The following is a 17,118-nucleotide window of genomic DNA, read 5'->3' on the forward strand; positions in this document are numbered from 1 at the left end:
ATCTCCGAGCTTCAGGATGCGCGGCCGGCGCGGTCTGCGATCGGCACGGCGCGACCGCTCACGACGATGCCGCCGGTTGCGGGAATCTCCACCCTCAGCAGGCTCGGACGGCCCACGTGTGCGCCCTGATGGATGGAGACGGATGCCGGGGGCGCTACGAGCCCTCGGGCCCGCAGATAGGCACCCACGGACGCCGCGGCGGAGCCGGTGGCGGGATCTTCCGTGATCCGACCGACAGGGAAGAGGTTCCTCGCCTCCAGCTCGCGGACGGGGCCGTCGCCGGGTGCGACGTGGATCACGGTGACGGTGCCGCGCCACTCCTGTTCGTCCATCAGCGCGCGGACACGGGCGGGGTCGAAGCGGAAGGTGTCGAACACGTCCCGGTCGCGGAGCGCGATGATCGGATGCCGGTTGCCGGCGAACGAGACGGCCGGCGGCATCCGCGGGTCGAGGTCGTCGTCGGTGAGGCCGAGTTCGGCCAGCAGGCGGTTCAGCACGGTGGCGGGGAGTTCCGACACCGACGGGTCGACGCTCGTGAACGCGGCCGTCACGCCGTCGTCGTCCCGGCTCACGCGGAGGAGCACCGGTCCGACCGGGGTGCGGAAGGCGAGCTCCGCCGTCTCTCCCCTCGCGAGAGCGGACTCGCCGGTCTGCGCGAGAGCGACCGCCGTGGCGACCGTGGCGTGGCCGCAGAAGGGCACTTCGGCGACGGGGGAGAAGTAGCGGATGTCGATGTCCTCGGCATCCCGCCCCGTCACGAAGGCGGTCTCTGCGTAGTCGACCTCGGCGGCGATTCGCTGCATCTCCGCGTCGTCGAGTCGGCCCGCCTCGAGCACCACGCCGGCGGGGTTGCCGCCGCCGGGTCGGGCGGCGAAGGCAGCGAGGCGGAGGATCTGCGGGTCGTCGGACGTCATCCGTTCAGGATGCCGCACCGGCCGCCGTTCGGGTGTCAGCCGGCGACCGCCATGTCGAGCACGTCGGCGAAACGCGCGATCGCGGCGCGCTCGGTGAGCAGGCGCTGCCGGTAGGCGCGCCCGTTCTCGCCGTAGGTGCGCGCGGCGGCGGGGTCGGATGCCACGGCCTCCGCGGCGGTGACCAGCGCCTCCGGGTCGGCGGCGGCGACGCACGGCCCTGCCTGGGCCGCCTGCATCTCGTCGTGGGTCGTGCTCGACGTGTCGACCGCCGCGACGACGGGAAGGCCGGTGGAGAAGTAGGTCGTCATCTTGCTCGGGACCGACATCTCGGTGAGGCCCGGACGCTCGTTGACCAGCAGGGCGTCGGCCGAGCCCAGGAGCGCGAAGAACGCCTCGTCGTCGAGCGGGTCGATGAACTGCAGGCGCAGCGGCCGACCGGCATCCTGCTCGTGCGTCTTCGCGAGTTCCTCGAGAGTCGCGCGCTGGTTGCCGTCGCCCAGGAGGACGAAGCGCACGGCGGAGTCGCGCTCAGCGGCCACGCGGCCCGCGGCGACGACCGATTCGAGACCCTGCTTCGCGCCCATGTTGCCGGCGTGGAGCACGACGATGTCGTCGTCTTCCCAGCCGTGGCGGCGTCGCACGGCGGGGTCGCGGCGGTCGTGGAGATCGGGGACGTGCGACCAGTTGCGCACGACATCGATCGGCCGCGTGGTGCCGAGGTCTTCGGCGAACATGCGACGGAAGCGGTCGTGGATGACGACGACGCGCGACGACAGGTTCGCGAGGCCCCGCTCGAAGCGTTCGATGAGGCCCGAGCCGAGCCCGCCGCCGGCCTCTTTGACGCCGAGGGTGTAGATGTCCTGCACCCACATGACGACCGGTATCCGGAGCGCCCGTGCGCGGACCGCCACGATACGCGACGACAGCAGGGCGGGGCTGACGAGAACGACGACGTCGGGACGCGCGCCGTCGGGGCGCCGCCACGAGCTGAAGGCAGCACGAAGACCGAACGTCACCTCGTGGAGCGCGCGCGTGATCGCGTTGTGGCGCTTCGGGACGAAGTGGCGGACGCGGCGCACGTCGACGCCGTCGACGGTGTCGCGGGCCGGCAGGCCACGGTGCTCTTCGGGGATGCGCCACCACGGGTAGTGCGGGTGCCCCGTGATCACCGAGACGTTCCAGTCACGGGCTCCGAGACCGGTCGCCATGCCGGTCGTGTACGGACCGATCCCGGTCGGTTCGGGGGCGTAGTTCACCCCGACGAACAGGACGGAGCGTCGCGTCGTATCGGCAGGCATCGCCTCAGTATGCGCCATCGGGGCGGATCATGACCTTGACGGTGCGCCACATGATCACCAGGTCGGTCATGACCGACCAGTTCTCGACGTAGCGCAGGTCGAGGCGCACGCTCTGCTCCCAGGACAGGTCACTGCGGCCGCCCACCTGCCAGGGGCCGGTGATGCCCGGCTTGATGTACAGGCGACGGAACACGGTGCCGTCGTAGGCGGTGACCTCGGACGGCAGCGGCGGGCGCGGCCCGACGACGCTCATGTCGCCCAGGAGCACGTTGAGGAACTGCGGCACCTCGTCGAGCGAGTACTTGCGCAGGATGGCGCCGACGCGCGTGACGCGCGGGTCGGAGCGAAGCTTGAAGAGCGGACCGGCACCCTCGTTGTCGGCGACGAGGGCGGCGAGTTCCGCCTCGGCCGTCGTGCGCATCGAGCGGAACTTCACCATCTTGAACTCGCGGCCGTCGCGCCCCACCCGCGCCTGCCGGAAGAACACCGGACCGGGCGAGTCGAGCTTGATCGCCACGGCGATGATCGCTGCGAACGGGGCGAACATCGCGAGCGCGACGAAGGAGGTGACCATGTCGAGCGCACGCTTGATCACGTAGGCGCCGCCCTGGAAGGTCGGGATCGTCACGTGGAGCATGGGCAGGCCCTCGACGGGGCTCAGCGACATGCGCGGTCCCGCGACGTCGGCGATCTGGCTGGCCAGCACGAGCTCCGCGGCCGTTCCCTCCAGCTCCCAGGCGAGTCGCTTCACGTAGGTCGGGTCGCCGACCGGCTGGCTGGCGACGACGATCGTGTCGGCGTAGAGGGCCGATGCGGCGCGCGTGACGGCGTCGGGCCCACGCGTGACGGAATACGACGTGTCGCCCACCGTGAGGTGGTCGATGTCGTCGTCGAGTACGGCCGTCCCCACGACGCGGTACCCGAGCTTTCCGTCCGGGCCCAGCGCCCGGATCGTGTACTCGACGTCATCACGCGCGCCGACGATCAGCGTGCGCGACGCGTAGTGACCCTGTGCGCGCTGGCGCATGAGCCAGCGGCGCGTGCGCCAGCGGCACAGGATCAGGGCGACGAGCCCGACGGGCAGCGCGAAATAGAGCTGTTCGCGCAGACCGTCCCATTCGAACAGCACGAAGACGATCGCCAGCGTGCCGAATGCGAGTCCTGTGGCGTGGGCGACGCGAGCGTACTCCGTCGCGCCACTGCCCAGGATCGCGGATGCGCGGGTGTTGAAGAGGCTGAGCGTCAGCATCCAGAACACCGCGGTGCCGGCCGAGATCTGGGCGATGTGCCACGAATCTCCGGCCAGGACGTCCGGCGTCGCGAGCAGCAGCGGAGCCACCGTCGCGACGATGCATGCCACGGAGATGACGATCGCGTCGATCACGCGGAGGCGCCAGCGATAGCGGCGCTCCCACTGCAACCGGCTGACCACCGCAGCGGACGCGCGTGGCGCCACCGAGGCTTCCCGTCGCACCGACAGCGAACCGATAGTCGGCAGCTGAAAGAAAGGTGCGACGTCGTCGATCGCGCTCATCGCGCGACTCCCATGCCGTTACCGAACTTGCGCATTGTGCCCCCCAGCAACATGCGTCGACCGCCACCGACCCGAATCGGCGAAGGTCCATTCCCCCAGAACGCTCAAATCCCCCCGGATACGCGCGACGACCCCACTCGTTTCGCGCTGCGTTCTCCCTCACTCTAGCCCTACGCAGGGGGTCGGCGCGAGGCCCGAACGTAAACTCCGTGTAAACCGCCGTTCAGCCGGGCGTCATCCCGCACCGTTCCACCGGCAGACGAGCGCGCGAGTAGCCGCCTCGTTCGCCGCGGTCAACCCCCTCTTCACGGTCGTCCGACCCGCTTACCGTCGATGAACACGGACAACAGCACACGGAGGGCGGGGAGAGATGACCGACATACTGCCGGTGCGGATGCCGTCCGCGCGCGAGCGCCGCGTGCTCGCACACCCGCCCGCCTCCACCGAACCGCTGCCGCGAATCGTCTGGGAGCGCATCGACACGGATGCGTATGCGGTGTCGTTCGGCGGCCACACCGTCGGATTCGTCGACGTCGTCGGTCGCGTGTTCGTCGCCCTCGGCGGCGCGCGCTACGACCGGGCGGTCGAGATCGCCCAGAGCCTCGTGTTCGAGGCGGCCGTGGCATCCCTCGTCCGCACGGTCGACGCGTCGCGTCCGCCTCGCCGCTGAGCGCGTCAGCCTTCGTGCGGGGCGTCGTCGTCGCCCACTTCCTCGTCTTCGTCGTCGATGGCGACCGCCTCGATGCGGACGGTGGAGAACGGCGTGATGAGGAACTCGAGGGTCCGGTTCTCCGACATCCGCAGCGGCACCCACCTCGCACCGTCTCGTGCGGCGTGCAGCAGGTCGCCGCGGAACCGCTCGATCTCGGCGGGAGGCACTCGGATCTCCTCGGTGCCGATGATGACGTGGTACGCGTTGCTCACAGGTCCGGCCCCTCTCCTGGGCGACTGGGCTCGCCCGTGCAGCTACCGACGCTACGGGGCGGCGTCCGACGAGGCACCACCCTTGCGGGCCTGCCTGTGCGGTGATACTCCGCGCGAGAATGCACGGCATTGAAGAGCTCCGCGTATCCGGAGGCGGGGGGACTGTCAATCCCCTCGGCGATCCCGGCGGCGGGGCGCATGGTGCAGGGAGGACGGTTTCGAGAACGTCCGGGAAGCACCGACATGACCCCCTCCCCGCAACGACTGACGCTGGACCCACTGTCCGACACCACCTGGCGGCTCTGCGACAGCTCCTTCGCCGCCTGCGACGCCGACAGCATCGTCGCCTACATCGAGGTGCGTCCGGACGGTCGCTACGAGGTCACCTGGATCGCACGCGGCATCGGCGTCGCCACCTTCGGCTCGCTCGGCGACGTGCTCGACAGTGCGGTGGCGATGCTGCACGCACCGTCCCGCGAGCCCGCGCGCAAGCCGATCCCCATCGCCCACCGACCACCGCTCAACGCCGTCTAGCGGCACGCTGCAGCGGGGAGTCGGCATGGGCCACGCGACCGGCGTCACCTTCGGGCTCGAGGAGGAGTTCGTCCTCCTCGACCCGCGCACGCTCACGACGCGCGACGTGGGCCTCCAGGCCGTCGAGCAGCTCCGCGGCGTCGGGCCCGGCCTCGTGGTGCGGGAGTTCTTCCCGTCGCAGATCGAGTACGCCACCCCCGTCTGCCGCACGGTGGGCGAAGCACTCGCCGAGGTGGCCGGGTTCCGCAGGCGGCTCGCCGAATGGGCGGATGCCGCGGGGGTCGTCGTCGCCTCGACGGGCTCGCCCTTCGCCGCCAGCGAGAGGCCCCCCGAACTCCATGGCCGCTACGCGACGATCGCCCACGACATCGCGGGTCTCACGACGGAGCACCAGCTCAACGGCCTCCACGTGCACGTCGGCATCCCCGACCGTGACGCCGGCATCCGCGCCTCGAACTTCCTGCGACCGTGGCTGCCGGTGCTGCTCGCGCTCGCCGCCAACTCACCGTTCTGGCACGGTCAGGACACCGGATTCGCGAGCTGGCGGGCGATCCACAGCCGCCGCTGGACCACGCACGGCATCCCGCCCTACTTCGCCGACGCCGCCGAGCACGACGAGGCGCGCGCCCGGCTCGTGGGGGTGGGTGCCACGTCGGATGCCGGCACCATCAACTGGCACACCCGACTGTCCGCCGCGCATCCGACGCTCGAAGTGCGCGTGTGCGACGCGCAACTCGACCCGCATTCTTCCGTCGCGCTCGCCGCCCTCATCCGGGCGCTCGTGGTGGTCGGGTTCGACAGCGACGTGCCGAGGCCGACCCGCTACGAGGGGTGGGATGCCGCGTTGTGGCACGCCGCGCGGCACGCGACCGCGACGACGCTCGTCGATCCCCGTTCGGGGCAGCTGGTTCCCGCAGCGCTCGCGATCGACGCGCTGCACGACCTCGTCCGCGCACGCCTGGACGGTGACGACGACCGGGTGATCACCGGCTTACTCGCCGACATCGCGCAGGGCGGGGGAGGCGCGGCGCGGCAGCGGCAGGCGCACCGTAAGGGGCGCCTCGTGGCCCTCTATCGCGATCGTCTCGTCGCGCGCTGAGGGATGCCGGCGCCGGACGGCTCGCGCGGCGCCGGTCTCGCGCGTCAGCGACCCGAGGCCGGGGGTTCCGGGTCGTCTTCCCGGCTCCACGCGATCGCGACGAGGCGGCGGAGCACGTCGAGGTCGATGTCGTCGAGCTTCTTCACGTAGACGCAGCCCGCGCCCTCCGTGAACGTGCCGAGCTGCGGAAGGAGGGCGGCGCCCTCCGCAAGGTCTTTCAGACCGTAGAGCGAGAGCTGCGCCTTGCGCGGCGAGAACGCGACCTTCGGCCAGTCCCCGCGTCGTCGGGGGTCGGACGGGGAGATGAAGCGGTAGGAGCCGTAACCCACCATGCTCGGTCCCCACATCACGGGGTGCGCTCCGGTGACGTCCGTGAAGAGTTCGGCCAGGGCGACGCCGTCGGCCCGTCGGCGCGCCGGGGTCGCGGCTTCCAGAAACGCGGTCACGTCGGCATCCGTCGGCTGGGTCTTCGCTTCGCTCATACCGCCATCCTCCTCCCGCGGTCGGGTCGTGCGCAGGAGTTCCTCAGCGCGGCGGCTCAGCGCGGCGGTTGCAGCAGCGTGGCGAAGGTGCGCAGCGTCTCTTGAAGCTCGAGCGACGGTTCCAGGAGCCACTGGATCTGCAGGCCGTCGGAGGCCGCGATCAGCAGCGCCGCGAGGTGGGCGGCGGGCACGTCGTCGCGGATGAGGCCGGCCTCCTGGTCGGCGGCGAACTCGGCCGTGAGTCGCGCGCGGATGCGGTCGAATCTCTCCGAGAAGAAGGCCGTGCCCACTTCACTGTCGCTTTCGAGCGAGGCTGCCACGAGCGTCGAGTAGAGCTTGACGAGTCCGGGCACCTCCACGTTCGCCATCGCGGCGTGGACCATGCCGTCCACGCCGGTGCGGGGGGTGGGGTCGGCGGCGGAGCGCTGCTCCTCGGCGTGCGCGTACACGGCGACGAGCAGTTGTTCGCGGGAGTCGAAGTAGTGGAGCAGTGCCGCGTGGGAGACGCCGAGCGACTCCGCGATGCGCCGCAGCGAGGTGCCGTCGGCTCCGCGCTCGCGGAACACGTCGATCGCGCGGTCGAGGATCTCGCGCCGTCGGGCGATCCCCTTCGGCTGCAGCCCCTGGCGTCCGAGCAGGTGGTCGACGTCGACGGGCGCGCCGGTCACGGCGGGGGATGCCGGCTCCGGCGACGCAGTCATGGACTCAATGTAACCCACCCGAGAAGAAAAACCTCCACATGGAGGTTTTGTGATATCGTCGGCGCAACGCCCTCGCGGCGCACCGACAACGACGTACGAAGGAAGACCCATGGCACTGCCCGCCGCATCCGTGCAGCTCTATTCGCTCGCGAAGGAGTTCACCGCCGACCCGCAGGGGTCGCTCGACCGTCTCGCGGCGATCGGACTGAAGAACGTCGAGGCGTTCGACTTCGTCCGCCGTCCCGCCGAGATCCGTTCCGCCCTCGACGCGAGCGGACTCGTCTCGCCCACCGGCCACGCGCCGCTGCTGACCGACGAGCTGTGGACGCCCGACGGCTCGATCCCGACGCCCGCCCCCGAGGTGGTCTTCGAAGCCGCCGCGGCGATCGGCATCCAGACGGTCATCGACCCCTTCGTCGCCCCCGAGCGCTGGCTCACCGAAGAGGGCGTCGCCGACATCGCCGAGCGCCTCAACAGCGCCGCCGAGAAGGCCGCGACCTTCGGCCTGAACGTCGGATACCACAACCACGCGCAGGAGTTCGTGGCATCCTTCGGCGACCACACCGCCTACGAGCGGTTCGTGTCGCTCACCGACGAGCGCGTGCAGCTCGAGCTCGACCTGTTCTGGGCGCTCACCGGCGGCCAGGACGTGCCGGCGCTCGTGTCGCGATTGGGCGACCGTCTCACCGCCGTGCACGTGAAGGACGGCATCGTCCCCGCGTCCAACCCGTGGGCGCCCGGCGCCGAGGCCTTCGGCTCCGACAGCCTCGACCAGCGTCACGCGGGCACCGGCGAGGTTCCTCTCGCCGCGGCACTGCGCGCCGGCTCGGCGATCCAGTACGCCGTCATCGAGTATGACCGCGCACCCGGCGACGTCTTCGCCGACATCGAGGCCAGCCTCGGCTTCCTCCGCGAGGGAGGCTTCGTCGCATGAGCCGCCTCGGAGTCGGCGTCATCGGCGCCGGAGTCATCAGCCAGACCTACCTCGAGAACCTGACGTCGTTCCCCGACGTCGAGGTCGTCGCCGTCGGCGACATGATCCCCGAGCGTGCTCGCGCCAAGGCGGAGGAGCACGGGGTCGGATCGTGGGGAACGGCAGATGCCGTGCTCGACGACCCGAACGTCGATCTCGTCGTGAACCTCACGATCCCGCAGGTGCACGTCGAGGTGTCCCGGGCGGCCGTCGCCGCGGGCAAGCACGTCTGGACCGAGAAGCCGCTCGGCCTCGACCGAGAGAGCACGCGGGCCCTGCTCGCCGCCGCGGATGCCGCGGGCGTGCGCATCGGCTCGGCGCCCGACACGATCCTCGGACCGGGCTTCCAGACCGCCAAGCGCGCCATCGCCGAGGGCGTCATCGGCACCCCGCTGTTCGTGCAGACCGCCTTCCAGACGCAGGGCCCCGACCTGTGGCATCCCGAGCCGGCCTTCCTGTTCGCGCAGGGAGCAGGCCCGCTGCTGGACATGGGCCCCTACTACTTCTCGGCGCTCGTGAGCCTGCTCGGCCCGATCGCCGGGGTCGCCGCCCGCGGCTCCCGGCCGCGCACCGAGCGCAGCATCCACACGGGTCCGCGCGCGGGGGAGACCTTCCCCGTCGAGGTGCCGTCGACCGTGCAGGTGCTCTCGACCTTCGAGGGCGGCCAGCACGGCACCCACCTGCTGAGCTTCGACTCCGCGCTGGAGCGCCACGGCATCATCGAGATCCACGGCAGCGAGGGCACGATGGTGCTCCCCGACCCGAACCGGTTCGAGGGACGCATCGCCTACGTGAAGCCGCTGGGCGTGTTCCGCGACGGCATGAAGACCGAGCAGGAGTGGATCGAGATCGAGCAGGAGGGCACCGTCGTCGGACGCGGCCTCGGCGTGCTCGACATGGCCCGCGCCCTGGCCGCCGGTCGCCCGCACGTCGCGACGGGCGAACTCGGCTACCACGTGCTCGACGTCATGCTGTCGGCGGAGGAGTCGGCATCGACCGGTCAGTACCTCGAGATCGAGAGCACCGTCGCGCCGGTGCCGCTGCTGCCGGCCGGCTTCGACCCGTTCGCGGCCGAGCTCGCCTGAGCTCGATCCGCACCCGCACGCACCGTGGGCCCCGCTGGAGAAGCGGGGCCCACGGTCTTTCTGCGTGACTCGGCCGGTCCGACCGCACGGCGCCCCCCGCGCCGGCTGGAATCGGTCCGGCCCGTGGTGGCCACGCCGCCACGGCCGGGCGGTGATCTAGGGGACGGCCGTGTACGTCAGGGTGAGGCTCGGTCGGTAGGACGCGGTGGTCGCCTCCCGCGACCACAGTCGGACGTTGTCGGTACCGGCCACGCCCGACAGGCGCAGCGTGACCGCGCTGCCGGCACGGGATGCCAGTTCCGCAGGGTCGAGGGAGACCGTGTAGGCGGTGTTGACGGCGGTCGCGCCCGTCAGCTGGCCCAGCACGGTGGAGCCGATCCCGGTGGTCGGGCGGGTGTTCCACGTGACGGTGGCCTCATCCCACGTCGCGTCGAGCAGGCGCAGCTCGTGGGCCGCGGCCGACCCGGCCGTCGGGTCGCTCGACGTGCGCACCGACAGCGTGACCCCCGTCAGCACCGTGCCCGCCGGCGCCGCGGGGAGCGGGAACCGGAGGTACGACTCGATCGCCGTGTCGAACCGCGACGAGATCTGCGTGGAGGTGCCGTACAGTCCCGTCGGGTTCACCGCCGCCACCATCGTGTCGGCATCCGCGACCACCGTCTGGGTCGTGACCGCCGGGGCGATCGTCGCGTTCGCCGCGCCCGACGGTGCGCTCGTGTTGCCGACCGTGTCCGTCGCGGTCACGCGGTAGTACCACGTGCCCACCGGACGCGACGTGTCGATGTAGCTCCGGGTCGTGACCGTCGTGACGAGCGACGACGCGTCGACGCTGAAGTCCGGCGTCGTTCCCCGGTGCACGTCATAGCCGGCGACGCCCCCCGCGTCGGTCGACGCGTCCCACGAGAGTGCGACGTCGTTCCCGCCCTGCACGACCGCCGTGAGGCCGGTCGGCACGGTGGGTGCCGTCGTGTCGGGGTCGATCGTCGCCGAGGCGGCGTCGGACGCGTCGGACCAGTTGCCGGCGGCGTCACGGGCCAGCACGCGGTAGAACCACGTGCCCACTCCCGCGTCGGCCTGCGTGTACTGTGTGCCGGTCACGTCGTCGGCGAGCAGGGTCGACGCCGACGGCGTGAAGTCCGCCGTCGTGCCGCGGTGCACGGCATACGCGGTGACGCCGATGGCATCCGTCGCTGCCGTCCACGACACCGCGACGTCGTCGCCGTTCTCCACGGTCGCCGTGACGCCCGTCGGGGCGGTCGGGGCGGTCGTGTCCGGAGGCACCACGGTGGCGGTGGCCGCCGTCGACGGGGTCGACGTGTTGCCGGCCGCGTCGCGAGCCACGACGCGGTAGAACCAGGTGCCGACCGGCACCGAGGTGTCGGCGAACGTCGTGCCCGTGGCGGGGCCGCGGAGCGTGGCCGGCGACGGCGTGAAGGTCGCCGTCGTGCCGCGGTGCACCTCGTAGCCGGAGACGGCGACGTTGTCGACCGCGGCCGCCCACGCGACGTCGACCGTGCTGCCCGACACGGCGGCCGTCACGGAGCCCGGCACCGACGGCGGCGTCGTGTCGCCGCCCGTGCCGGTGCCGGCGGCGTAGTGCGCGGTGACGCGACCGGCCGCCAGCGCCGAGTAGTACACGGCCGTCTCGTCGAGCTGGCCGTTGAAGTAGCGACCGGCCTGCGTGCTCGACGTGTTCTGGTAGCCGATGAGGTTGTCGCCGCCCGCGTGCCACGTGCCGTAATAGGTGCCGTTGGCGGTGGTCGAGTTCTGCGCCTGCAGCACGCCGTCGATGTAGAGCCGCATGCCGGCGGACGACTGGGTCGCCACGACGTGATGCCACTGGCCGTCGTTGAGCTGACGAGACGAGCGCAGGGTGGTCGTGCTGTTGTTGGAGTTGCGGATGCCGAAGCGCACGAAGCCGGAGCCGCTCTCCATGTAGAGCACGCGGTCGACCGTCGAGCTGACGCGGTCGGTGCCGTCGTCGCTGCGCGGGCGGCCGTTGGAGGAGCCGTAGTTCACGAGGGCCCCGCCGGTCGTCGAGGTCGTCCGCAGCCACGTCTCGATCGAGTACGTGGTCGGACCGGTCGCGATGACGTCGTTCCAGATGTACTGCGGCGCAGGGCTGCTCTCGTTGAAGGTGGCGCTCAGGCTGGAGTCGCCGGCGAGGGCGCCCGCCGCCTCGCGCAGCACGCCGTTCTGCGCGAGGCCGTTGAGGCCCTGCACCGTCTGTCCGGCGGAATCCACGACCCACTGCGCGTTGGCGGTGTCGTCGTAGCGCCAGTACAGGCGGGGCGCGTCGGCGAGCACGGTCGAGGCGTACGCGGAACCCGCACCGGATGCCGTCACGCTCGCGCTCGCGGTGATGCCGCTGCGGTTGCCGGCGGCGTCGATGACGCGGGCGCGGTACGAGTACGTCTGGCCGGGCGTGACGTCGGTGTCGACGAAGGTCACCTGGTTGCGGTACCAATGCTGCGACTTCGCGACGCCCGTCCAGATCGGCGTCGTGGTGTTCGTGCCCTTGTAGACGGCGTAGGTGAGGTCGGAGTCGTCGGGGTCGACGACGCCTCGGATGTTCACCTGGACGGTGCCCGGCGTCAGCGCCCGCACCGCGATCGTCGGGGTCGGCGGGTTGCCCGTGTCGGTGCTGCCGAACCGAGTGAGACCCTGCTGGGCCTCGCCGTTCACGCGGGTGAACTCGCCACCCACCCACAGGTACTTGTCGCCGCTGGCGCTCGGCGCCATGGCGAACGCCCGCGGGCCGAGGGACTCGCCGGTGCCGTCGTTGAGTTCGGGCAGCCACCCCAGGTGCTGCTGCATCGTGTCGTCGGCGCGCGAGACGCTGAGGTACGTGCGGCGCCCGTCGGGGAACATGCCCTGGCCGCTGCAGTCGTGGTGGTGGTGGGCTTCGTAGAGGAGGCCCTCGTGGAGCAGCATCGCCTGCGTCGCCCCCGCGCAGCTGTCGCGCCAGTACTGCGAGTAGTCGCTCCAGTTGTAGGCGAGGCTGCCGTCGAATCCGTTGAATCCTTCGTTGCCGACGTAGAAGCGGGTGCCGTCGGAGACGAGCGCCTTCGTGCGCGACGTGTTGCCGACGGTGGATGCCGGCCAGGCGCGCACGACGGCGCCGGTGGATGCCGAGACGACCGCGAAGCTGTGGCTGGTCTGTCCGTTGACGGTGAAGAAGTCTCCGCCGATCACCACGCGGTCACCCGTGGGCGAGAGGGTGATCGCGGTGCCGCGCGCGTTCTTGTCGGGCACGACGGTCTGGCTGTACGACGTCGAGGTCGCCCCGTAGGCGTTGGCCGTCCAGGTGTTGTCGACGGCGCCGGTGCGCGTGAGCTTGGCGAAGCTGCGGTGGGACTGACCACCCACCGTCTGGAACGCGCCACCGATGTACACGTTGTCGTTCGTGACGGCCAGCGACAGCACGGTGCTGGAGATCGCGGCCGGGTTGAACGACGTCACCCGGCAGGTGCGCAGGTCGATCTCGGCGAGACGCGACCGCGAGACGCCGCCGATCTTCGAGAAATTGCCGCCCACGAATACCGTGTTGCCGTCGGGCGCGGCAGCGACCGCGTAGACGGTGGCCGTGCCGCTCGCGAGCGTCGCGGGAAGTTGGCAGGCGTCGGGCTGGCCGGTCGCGGCATCCAGGATCGCAACGCCGGTGAGACTCCGCACTGCGCCGCTCTGTCCCGCGCCGGGCCGCAGTTCGGTGAACGCACCGCCGGCGACCACGCGGCCGTTCGAGGAGGCGAGGCCGAAGACCTGCGCGTTGGTCTGCCACGTGGGCAGGTCGTCGGCGCTGACCGGCAGTCCTGCCGTGAGTGCCGACGCATTATCGGGCGCGCCAACGGCGCTGAGCCCTCCGGCGATGACGGCGACGATCGCCGCACCGATGACAAGACGTGAACGCATGATGTCCCCCGCTCCGTTGCGCTACAGAGCGGACGTACCCCGCGTCGTGGTGCCCCGACGAGGATCCCCATCCTCGTGCGTCGGAGCGCGGCGCGTGGTCTACCCCCCAGTAACCACGTCGAACTTGATCTGGACGGAGTGTAGTACCGCGGCAACCTCCAGGGGAAGTGTTCATGTCGCCGCATGTACCGCAGAGCGGCTGTTCGGAGCGGCCCGGGGGCCACCCGGTGGTAACGGTTGCATCACGGCCTCTCGCCGAACCTTCACGGGAAAGCGTACCGCCCATAGTCTGTTACCGGTCACAGACTATGACCGGTAACAGACTATGCTCCCCCGGGCGTTTCAGCGACGTCGCACGCAGGTGCACCGACCCCTCAAAGAAGATGGGAAGACAGCAGGATGAGACAGCATCTGGTGCGCCTGGCCGCGGTCGCCGCGGCCGCCACATTGACCCTGGGGGTGACCGCCACCCCCGCCCTCGCCGCCGATGAAGGCCCGGTCGACGCCGACATCTTCGTCCAGAAGGTCGACGGCCTCGACCCCGACTTCACGATGGGTGTGGACATCTCGTCGTACCTCTCGCTCATCGACTCGGGCGTCGTCTTCCGCGACTCCGCGGGTCAGCCCGCGAACTTCTTCGAGGTGCTCGCCGACCACGGCGTCACCGACGTGCGCCTGCGCGTGTGGAACGACCCGTACAACTCGACCACCGGGGCCGGGTACGGCGGCGGCACCGTCGACGCCGAGCGCGCCGCCGAGATGGGCAAGCTCGCCACCGACGCCGGACTCGGCGTGCTCGTCGACTTCCACTACTCAGACTTCTGGGCCGACCCCGGCAAGCAGAAGGCCCCGAAGGCATGGGCCGGCTACACGATCGCGCAGAAGGCCGCGGCCACCAAGGCGTACACGATCGAGTCGCTCGAGCTCATGAAGACCGAGGGCGTCGACGTCACGATGGTGCAGGTCGGCAACGAGACCACGAACGGCGTCGCCGGGGAGACCTCGTGGGCGAACATCGCCCAGATCTTCCAGGCCGGTTCGGAGGGCGTGCGCCAGGTGTTCCCCGACGCGCTCGTCGCCGTGCACTTCACCAACCCGAACCGCGCGAACTACACGACCTTCGCCGGGTACCTGCAGACCTACGGCGTCGACTACGACGTCTTCGCGTCGTCGTACTACGCGTTCTGGCACGGCACGCTCGCCAACCTCAAGAGCGAGCTCAACAAGATCGTCAACCAGTACGGCAAGAAGGTCATCGTCGCCGAGACGTCGTGGGCGTACACCCTCGACGATGCCGACGGCCACCCCAACGTCATCCGCACGGCGGCCGCCGCGACCCAGTACCCCGTCTCCGTGCAGGGTCAGTCCCGCGCCCTGCGCGACGTCATCGCCACGGTGAGCGAGGTCGACCAGGGCGCCGGTCTCGGCGTCTACTACTGGGAGCCCGCGTGGCTGCCGGTCGGACCGCCCAGCGCGCTCGAGGCCAACAAGGTGCTGTGGGAGCGCGACGGCTCCGGCTGGGCGAGTTCCGCAGCGAGCGAGTACGACCCCGCCGACGCCGGCGTGTACTTCGGCGGATCGGCCTGGGACAACCAGGCGCTCTTCGCCGCCGAGGGCACGCCGCTGTCGTCGCTGTCGACGTTCGAGTGGGTCTACACCGGCACGACCGCACCTCTCGAGGTCGTCTCGTACGAGCCGGTGTCGCTGACCTTCGCGAACGCGTCGGCGGTCGCCCTCCCGGCCACCGTCACCGTCGTCTACAACGACGGCTCGACCGGCACGGCCGCGGTCGAGTGGTCGGATGCCGTGTCGTGGATCACGAGCCCCGGCAGCTACACCGTCTCCGGCGTCACCGCCGCGGGCCTGCGCGTGAGCGCGAGCGTCACCGTGACGGCATCCACCACCAACCACGTCGCCAACCCCGGCTTCGAGACGGCGACCGCGCCCTGGACGGTCACCGGCACGGGCGGTGCCATCACCGCCACGACGGATGCCAGCTCCGGCACCCGCGCGTTCAAGTTCTACTCGGGCAGCACGTACTCCACGGCGGTCTCGCAGACCGTCGCCGGGCTCGAGCCGGGCACGTACCAGCTGTCGGCCGTCGCCCACGGCGGCGCGTTCACGTCGGGGAGCGCGACGCTCCGCGCCGTGACGTCGGAGGGCACCTTCGAGACGCCGCTGTCGATCACCGCGTGGGGTGAGCACAACAGCTCCAGCGTGGTCGTGCAGGTCGGTGAGAGCGGCGAGGCGGTCGTCTCGGCATCCCTCGTCGACGCGGTGGGAGGCACCTGGGGCACGTTCGACGACTTCTCCCTGGTCGCCTTCGACCCGTCGGCGGTCGACACCACCGACCTGGCGGCGCTCGTCGCGCAGGCCGACGGCCTCGACCGGTCGCTCTACACCGACGCGACGCTGGCGACGCTCGACGCAGCCCTCGAGAAGGCCCGCATCGTGCTGGCCGCCTCGGCGCCCACGGCGGAGCAGCGCGACACGGCGGCAGGCCTCGTCGGCGACGCGCTGGAGGGGCTCGAGGAGATCGTGGTCCCCGCGCTGGAGGTCGTCGCCGCGCCGGTCATCAGCGGCACCGCACGCGTCGGCCAGACGCTGACGGCATCCGCCGGTGAGTTCACCCCCGCCGTCGACCACGTCGACTACCAGTGGCTTCGCGACGGCGTCGCGATCGACGGTGCCACGGCCTCGACCTACACGGTCGTCGCCGCCGACCGCGGTACGTCGCTGACGGTCGCCGTCACGGCATCCCGCGCCGGCTTCACCTCCGCCACGGCCACCTCGGCCGCCGTCGCGGTGCCCCGTGCTCTCACGGTCGGCACCCCGAAGATCACCGGAAGCGCCGTCGTCGGCGGGAAGCTGACGGCATCCGTGTCGGTTAGCCCCACCGCCACGAAGGCCTACCAGTGGTACGCCGACGGCAAGGCCGTCTCGGGCGCGAAGAGCGCGACCTACACGGTGAAGCGCGCCGACGCGGGCAAGAAGCTCACCGTGCGGATCACGCTGACGCGCAGCGGGTACGAGACCGTCGCGAAGACGTCGGCCTCCGTCACCGTCGCGAAGCTGTTCGCGAAGGTGTCGACGCCGAAGATCAGCGGCACGGCGAAGGTGGGCAAGAAGCTCACCGCGTCGATCTCCGTCAGCCCCGCTGCCGCCAAGACGTACCAGTGGTACGTCAACGGCAAGGCCGTGTCGGGCGCGAAGAGCGCGAGCTACACGGTGCGCAAGGCGGATGCCGGCAAGAAGGTGGCCGTCAAGGTCACCGTCAGCAAGAGCGGCTACCAGAGCGTCAGCAAGGTCTCCGCTCCCAAGAAGATCGCCAAGTAGCGCCCGCGAGATTCACCCCTGGAGTGGCTGCCCGACCCGAACGGGCAGCCACTCCCTTCTTTTGCATAGGGAAGTCCCAGGCAGCGTCGTCGCGGAAAATCGACGCATCTCTTCGTAGTGACGTGGCGGGCCGTCCGCCGTCGGTGTCGGTATCGGTGCCGGGGGAGTTCCACCTCGCGGGCCAGCCGGCACGGGAGAGGGCGTCGAGCACCACCGGCCAGTCCGCAGCATCCGTTCCGTGCACGATGCCACCCGGGAGCACCATCGGGCTCTCGCCGAAGGCAGCCATCAGACTGTCGCGGCTTATCGAGGTGCTCATGTCACTA

13 protein-coding genes are annotated in these 17,118 nt (G+C 70.7%); 6 read left to right on the top strand and 7 right to left on the bottom strand.

All coding sequences use genetic code 11. From position 1 onward, the window contains the following. Positions 1 to 11: 11 nt before the first annotated feature. From ACSQ18_RS01170 to ACSQ18_RS01180, 3 genes are read right to left on the bottom strand one after another with little or no spacing between them, the layout of a single operon-like run. Positions 12 to 914 (bottom strand): PhzF family phenazine biosynthesis protein, encoded by a 903-nt coding sequence (locus tag ACSQ18_RS01170; protein WP_436035239.1) that lies wholly within the window; start codon positions 912 to 914, stop codon positions 12 to 14. Positions 915 to 949: 35 nt separating this feature from the next. Beyond that, a complete protein-coding gene (locus tag ACSQ18_RS01175; RefSeq protein WP_436035240.1) occupies positions 950 to 2,212 on the bottom strand; it encodes a glycosyltransferase family 4 protein in 1,263 nt (420 codons plus the stop codon). A gap of 4 nt (positions 2,213 to 2,216) precedes the next feature. After that, on the bottom strand, positions 2,217 to 3,746 hold the full coding sequence (locus ACSQ18_RS01180) for a sugar transferase (RefSeq protein WP_436035242.1): 1,530 nt from the start codon (positions 3,744 to 3,746) through the stop codon (positions 2,217 to 2,219). Positions 3,747 to 4,116: 370 nt separating this feature from the next. Here ACSQ18_RS01180 and ACSQ18_RS01185 point away from each other — a divergent pair, with 370 nt between their 5' ends. Next, positions 4,117 to 4,416, top strand: a complete 300-nt coding sequence (locus ACSQ18_RS01185; RefSeq protein WP_436035243.1) for a hypothetical protein — start codon at positions 4,117 to 4,119, stop codon at positions 4,414 to 4,416. A 5-nt stretch (positions 4,417 to 4,421) separates the two neighbouring features. Here the strand turns inward: ACSQ18_RS01185 and ACSQ18_RS01190 are convergent, their stop codons facing one another. Next, positions 4,422 to 4,670, bottom strand: coding sequence for a hypothetical protein (locus tag ACSQ18_RS01190; protein WP_144806940.1), 249 nt, complete (start codon positions 4,668 to 4,670; stop codon positions 4,422 to 4,424). Between the two features lie 243 nt (positions 4,671 to 4,913). Here ACSQ18_RS01190 and ACSQ18_RS01195 point away from each other — a divergent pair, with 243 nt between their 5' ends. Next, the gene (locus ACSQ18_RS01195; RefSeq protein WP_436035244.1) at positions 4,914 to 5,204 is read left to right on the top strand and encodes a hypothetical protein; all 291 of its coding nucleotides are present in this window, start codon (positions 4,914 to 4,916) and stop codon (positions 5,202 to 5,204) included. 25 nt (positions 5,205 to 5,229) lie between these two features. Continuing rightward, positions 5,230 to 6,303 (top strand): carboxylate-amine ligase, encoded by a 1,074-nt coding sequence (locus ACSQ18_RS01200; protein ID WP_436035245.1) that lies wholly within the window; start codon positions 5,230 to 5,232, stop codon positions 6,301 to 6,303. 44 nt (positions 6,304 to 6,347) lie between these two features. On the opposite strand, the gene ACSQ18_RS01205 is transcribed toward ACSQ18_RS01200, so the two are convergent. Together ACSQ18_RS01205 and ACSQ18_RS01210 are read right to left on the bottom strand one after the other, a co-directional pair. Then, positions 6,348 to 6,785 carry a DUF1801 domain-containing protein gene (locus ACSQ18_RS01205; RefSeq protein ID WP_436035246.1) on the bottom strand — a complete coding sequence of 146 codons (438 nt, stop codon included), beginning with the start codon at positions 6,783 to 6,785 and terminating at the stop codon, positions 6,348 to 6,350. Positions 6,786 to 6,841: 56 nt separating this feature from the next. Further along, positions 6,842 to 7,486 carry a TetR/AcrR family transcriptional regulator gene (locus ACSQ18_RS01210; protein ID WP_436035247.1) on the bottom strand — a complete coding sequence of 215 codons (645 nt, stop codon included), beginning with the start codon at positions 7,484 to 7,486 and terminating at the stop codon, positions 6,842 to 6,844. Between the two features lie 109 nt (positions 7,487 to 7,595). Here ACSQ18_RS01210 and ACSQ18_RS01215 point away from each other — a divergent pair, with 109 nt between their 5' ends. Beyond that, positions 7,596 to 8,420, top strand: coding sequence for a sugar phosphate isomerase/epimerase family protein (locus ACSQ18_RS01215; RefSeq protein WP_436035248.1), 825 nt, complete (start codon positions 7,596 to 7,598; stop codon positions 8,418 to 8,420). Beyond that, positions 8,417 to 9,544, top strand: a complete 1,128-nt coding sequence (locus ACSQ18_RS01220; RefSeq protein WP_436035249.1) for a Gfo/Idh/MocA family protein — start codon at positions 8,417 to 8,419, stop codon at positions 9,542 to 9,544. Before ACSQ18_RS01215 ends, ACSQ18_RS01220 begins: the two co-directional genes overlap by 4 nt. Before the next feature lie 156 nt (positions 9,545 to 9,700). On the opposite strand, the gene ACSQ18_RS01225 is transcribed toward ACSQ18_RS01220, so the two are convergent. Next, on the bottom strand, positions 9,701 to 13,456 hold the full coding sequence (locus tag ACSQ18_RS01225; protein WP_436035250.1) for a LamG-like jellyroll fold domain-containing protein: 3,756 nt from the start codon (positions 13,454 to 13,456) through the stop codon (positions 9,701 to 9,703). A gap of 399 nt (positions 13,457 to 13,855) precedes the next feature. Between ACSQ18_RS01225 and ACSQ18_RS01230 the strand changes: the two genes are divergently transcribed. Beyond that, a complete protein-coding gene (locus ACSQ18_RS01230; RefSeq protein ID WP_436035251.1) occupies positions 13,856 to 16,792 on the top strand; it encodes a glycosyl hydrolase 53 family protein in 2,937 nt (978 codons plus the stop codon). Positions 16,793 to 17,118 lie beyond the last annotated feature (326 nt).

The sequence above is a fragment of the Microbacterium sp. LjRoot45 genome (genome assembly GCF_964253325.1).
Lineage (GTDB): Bacteria > Actinomycetota > Actinomycetes > Actinomycetales > Microbacteriaceae > Microbacterium.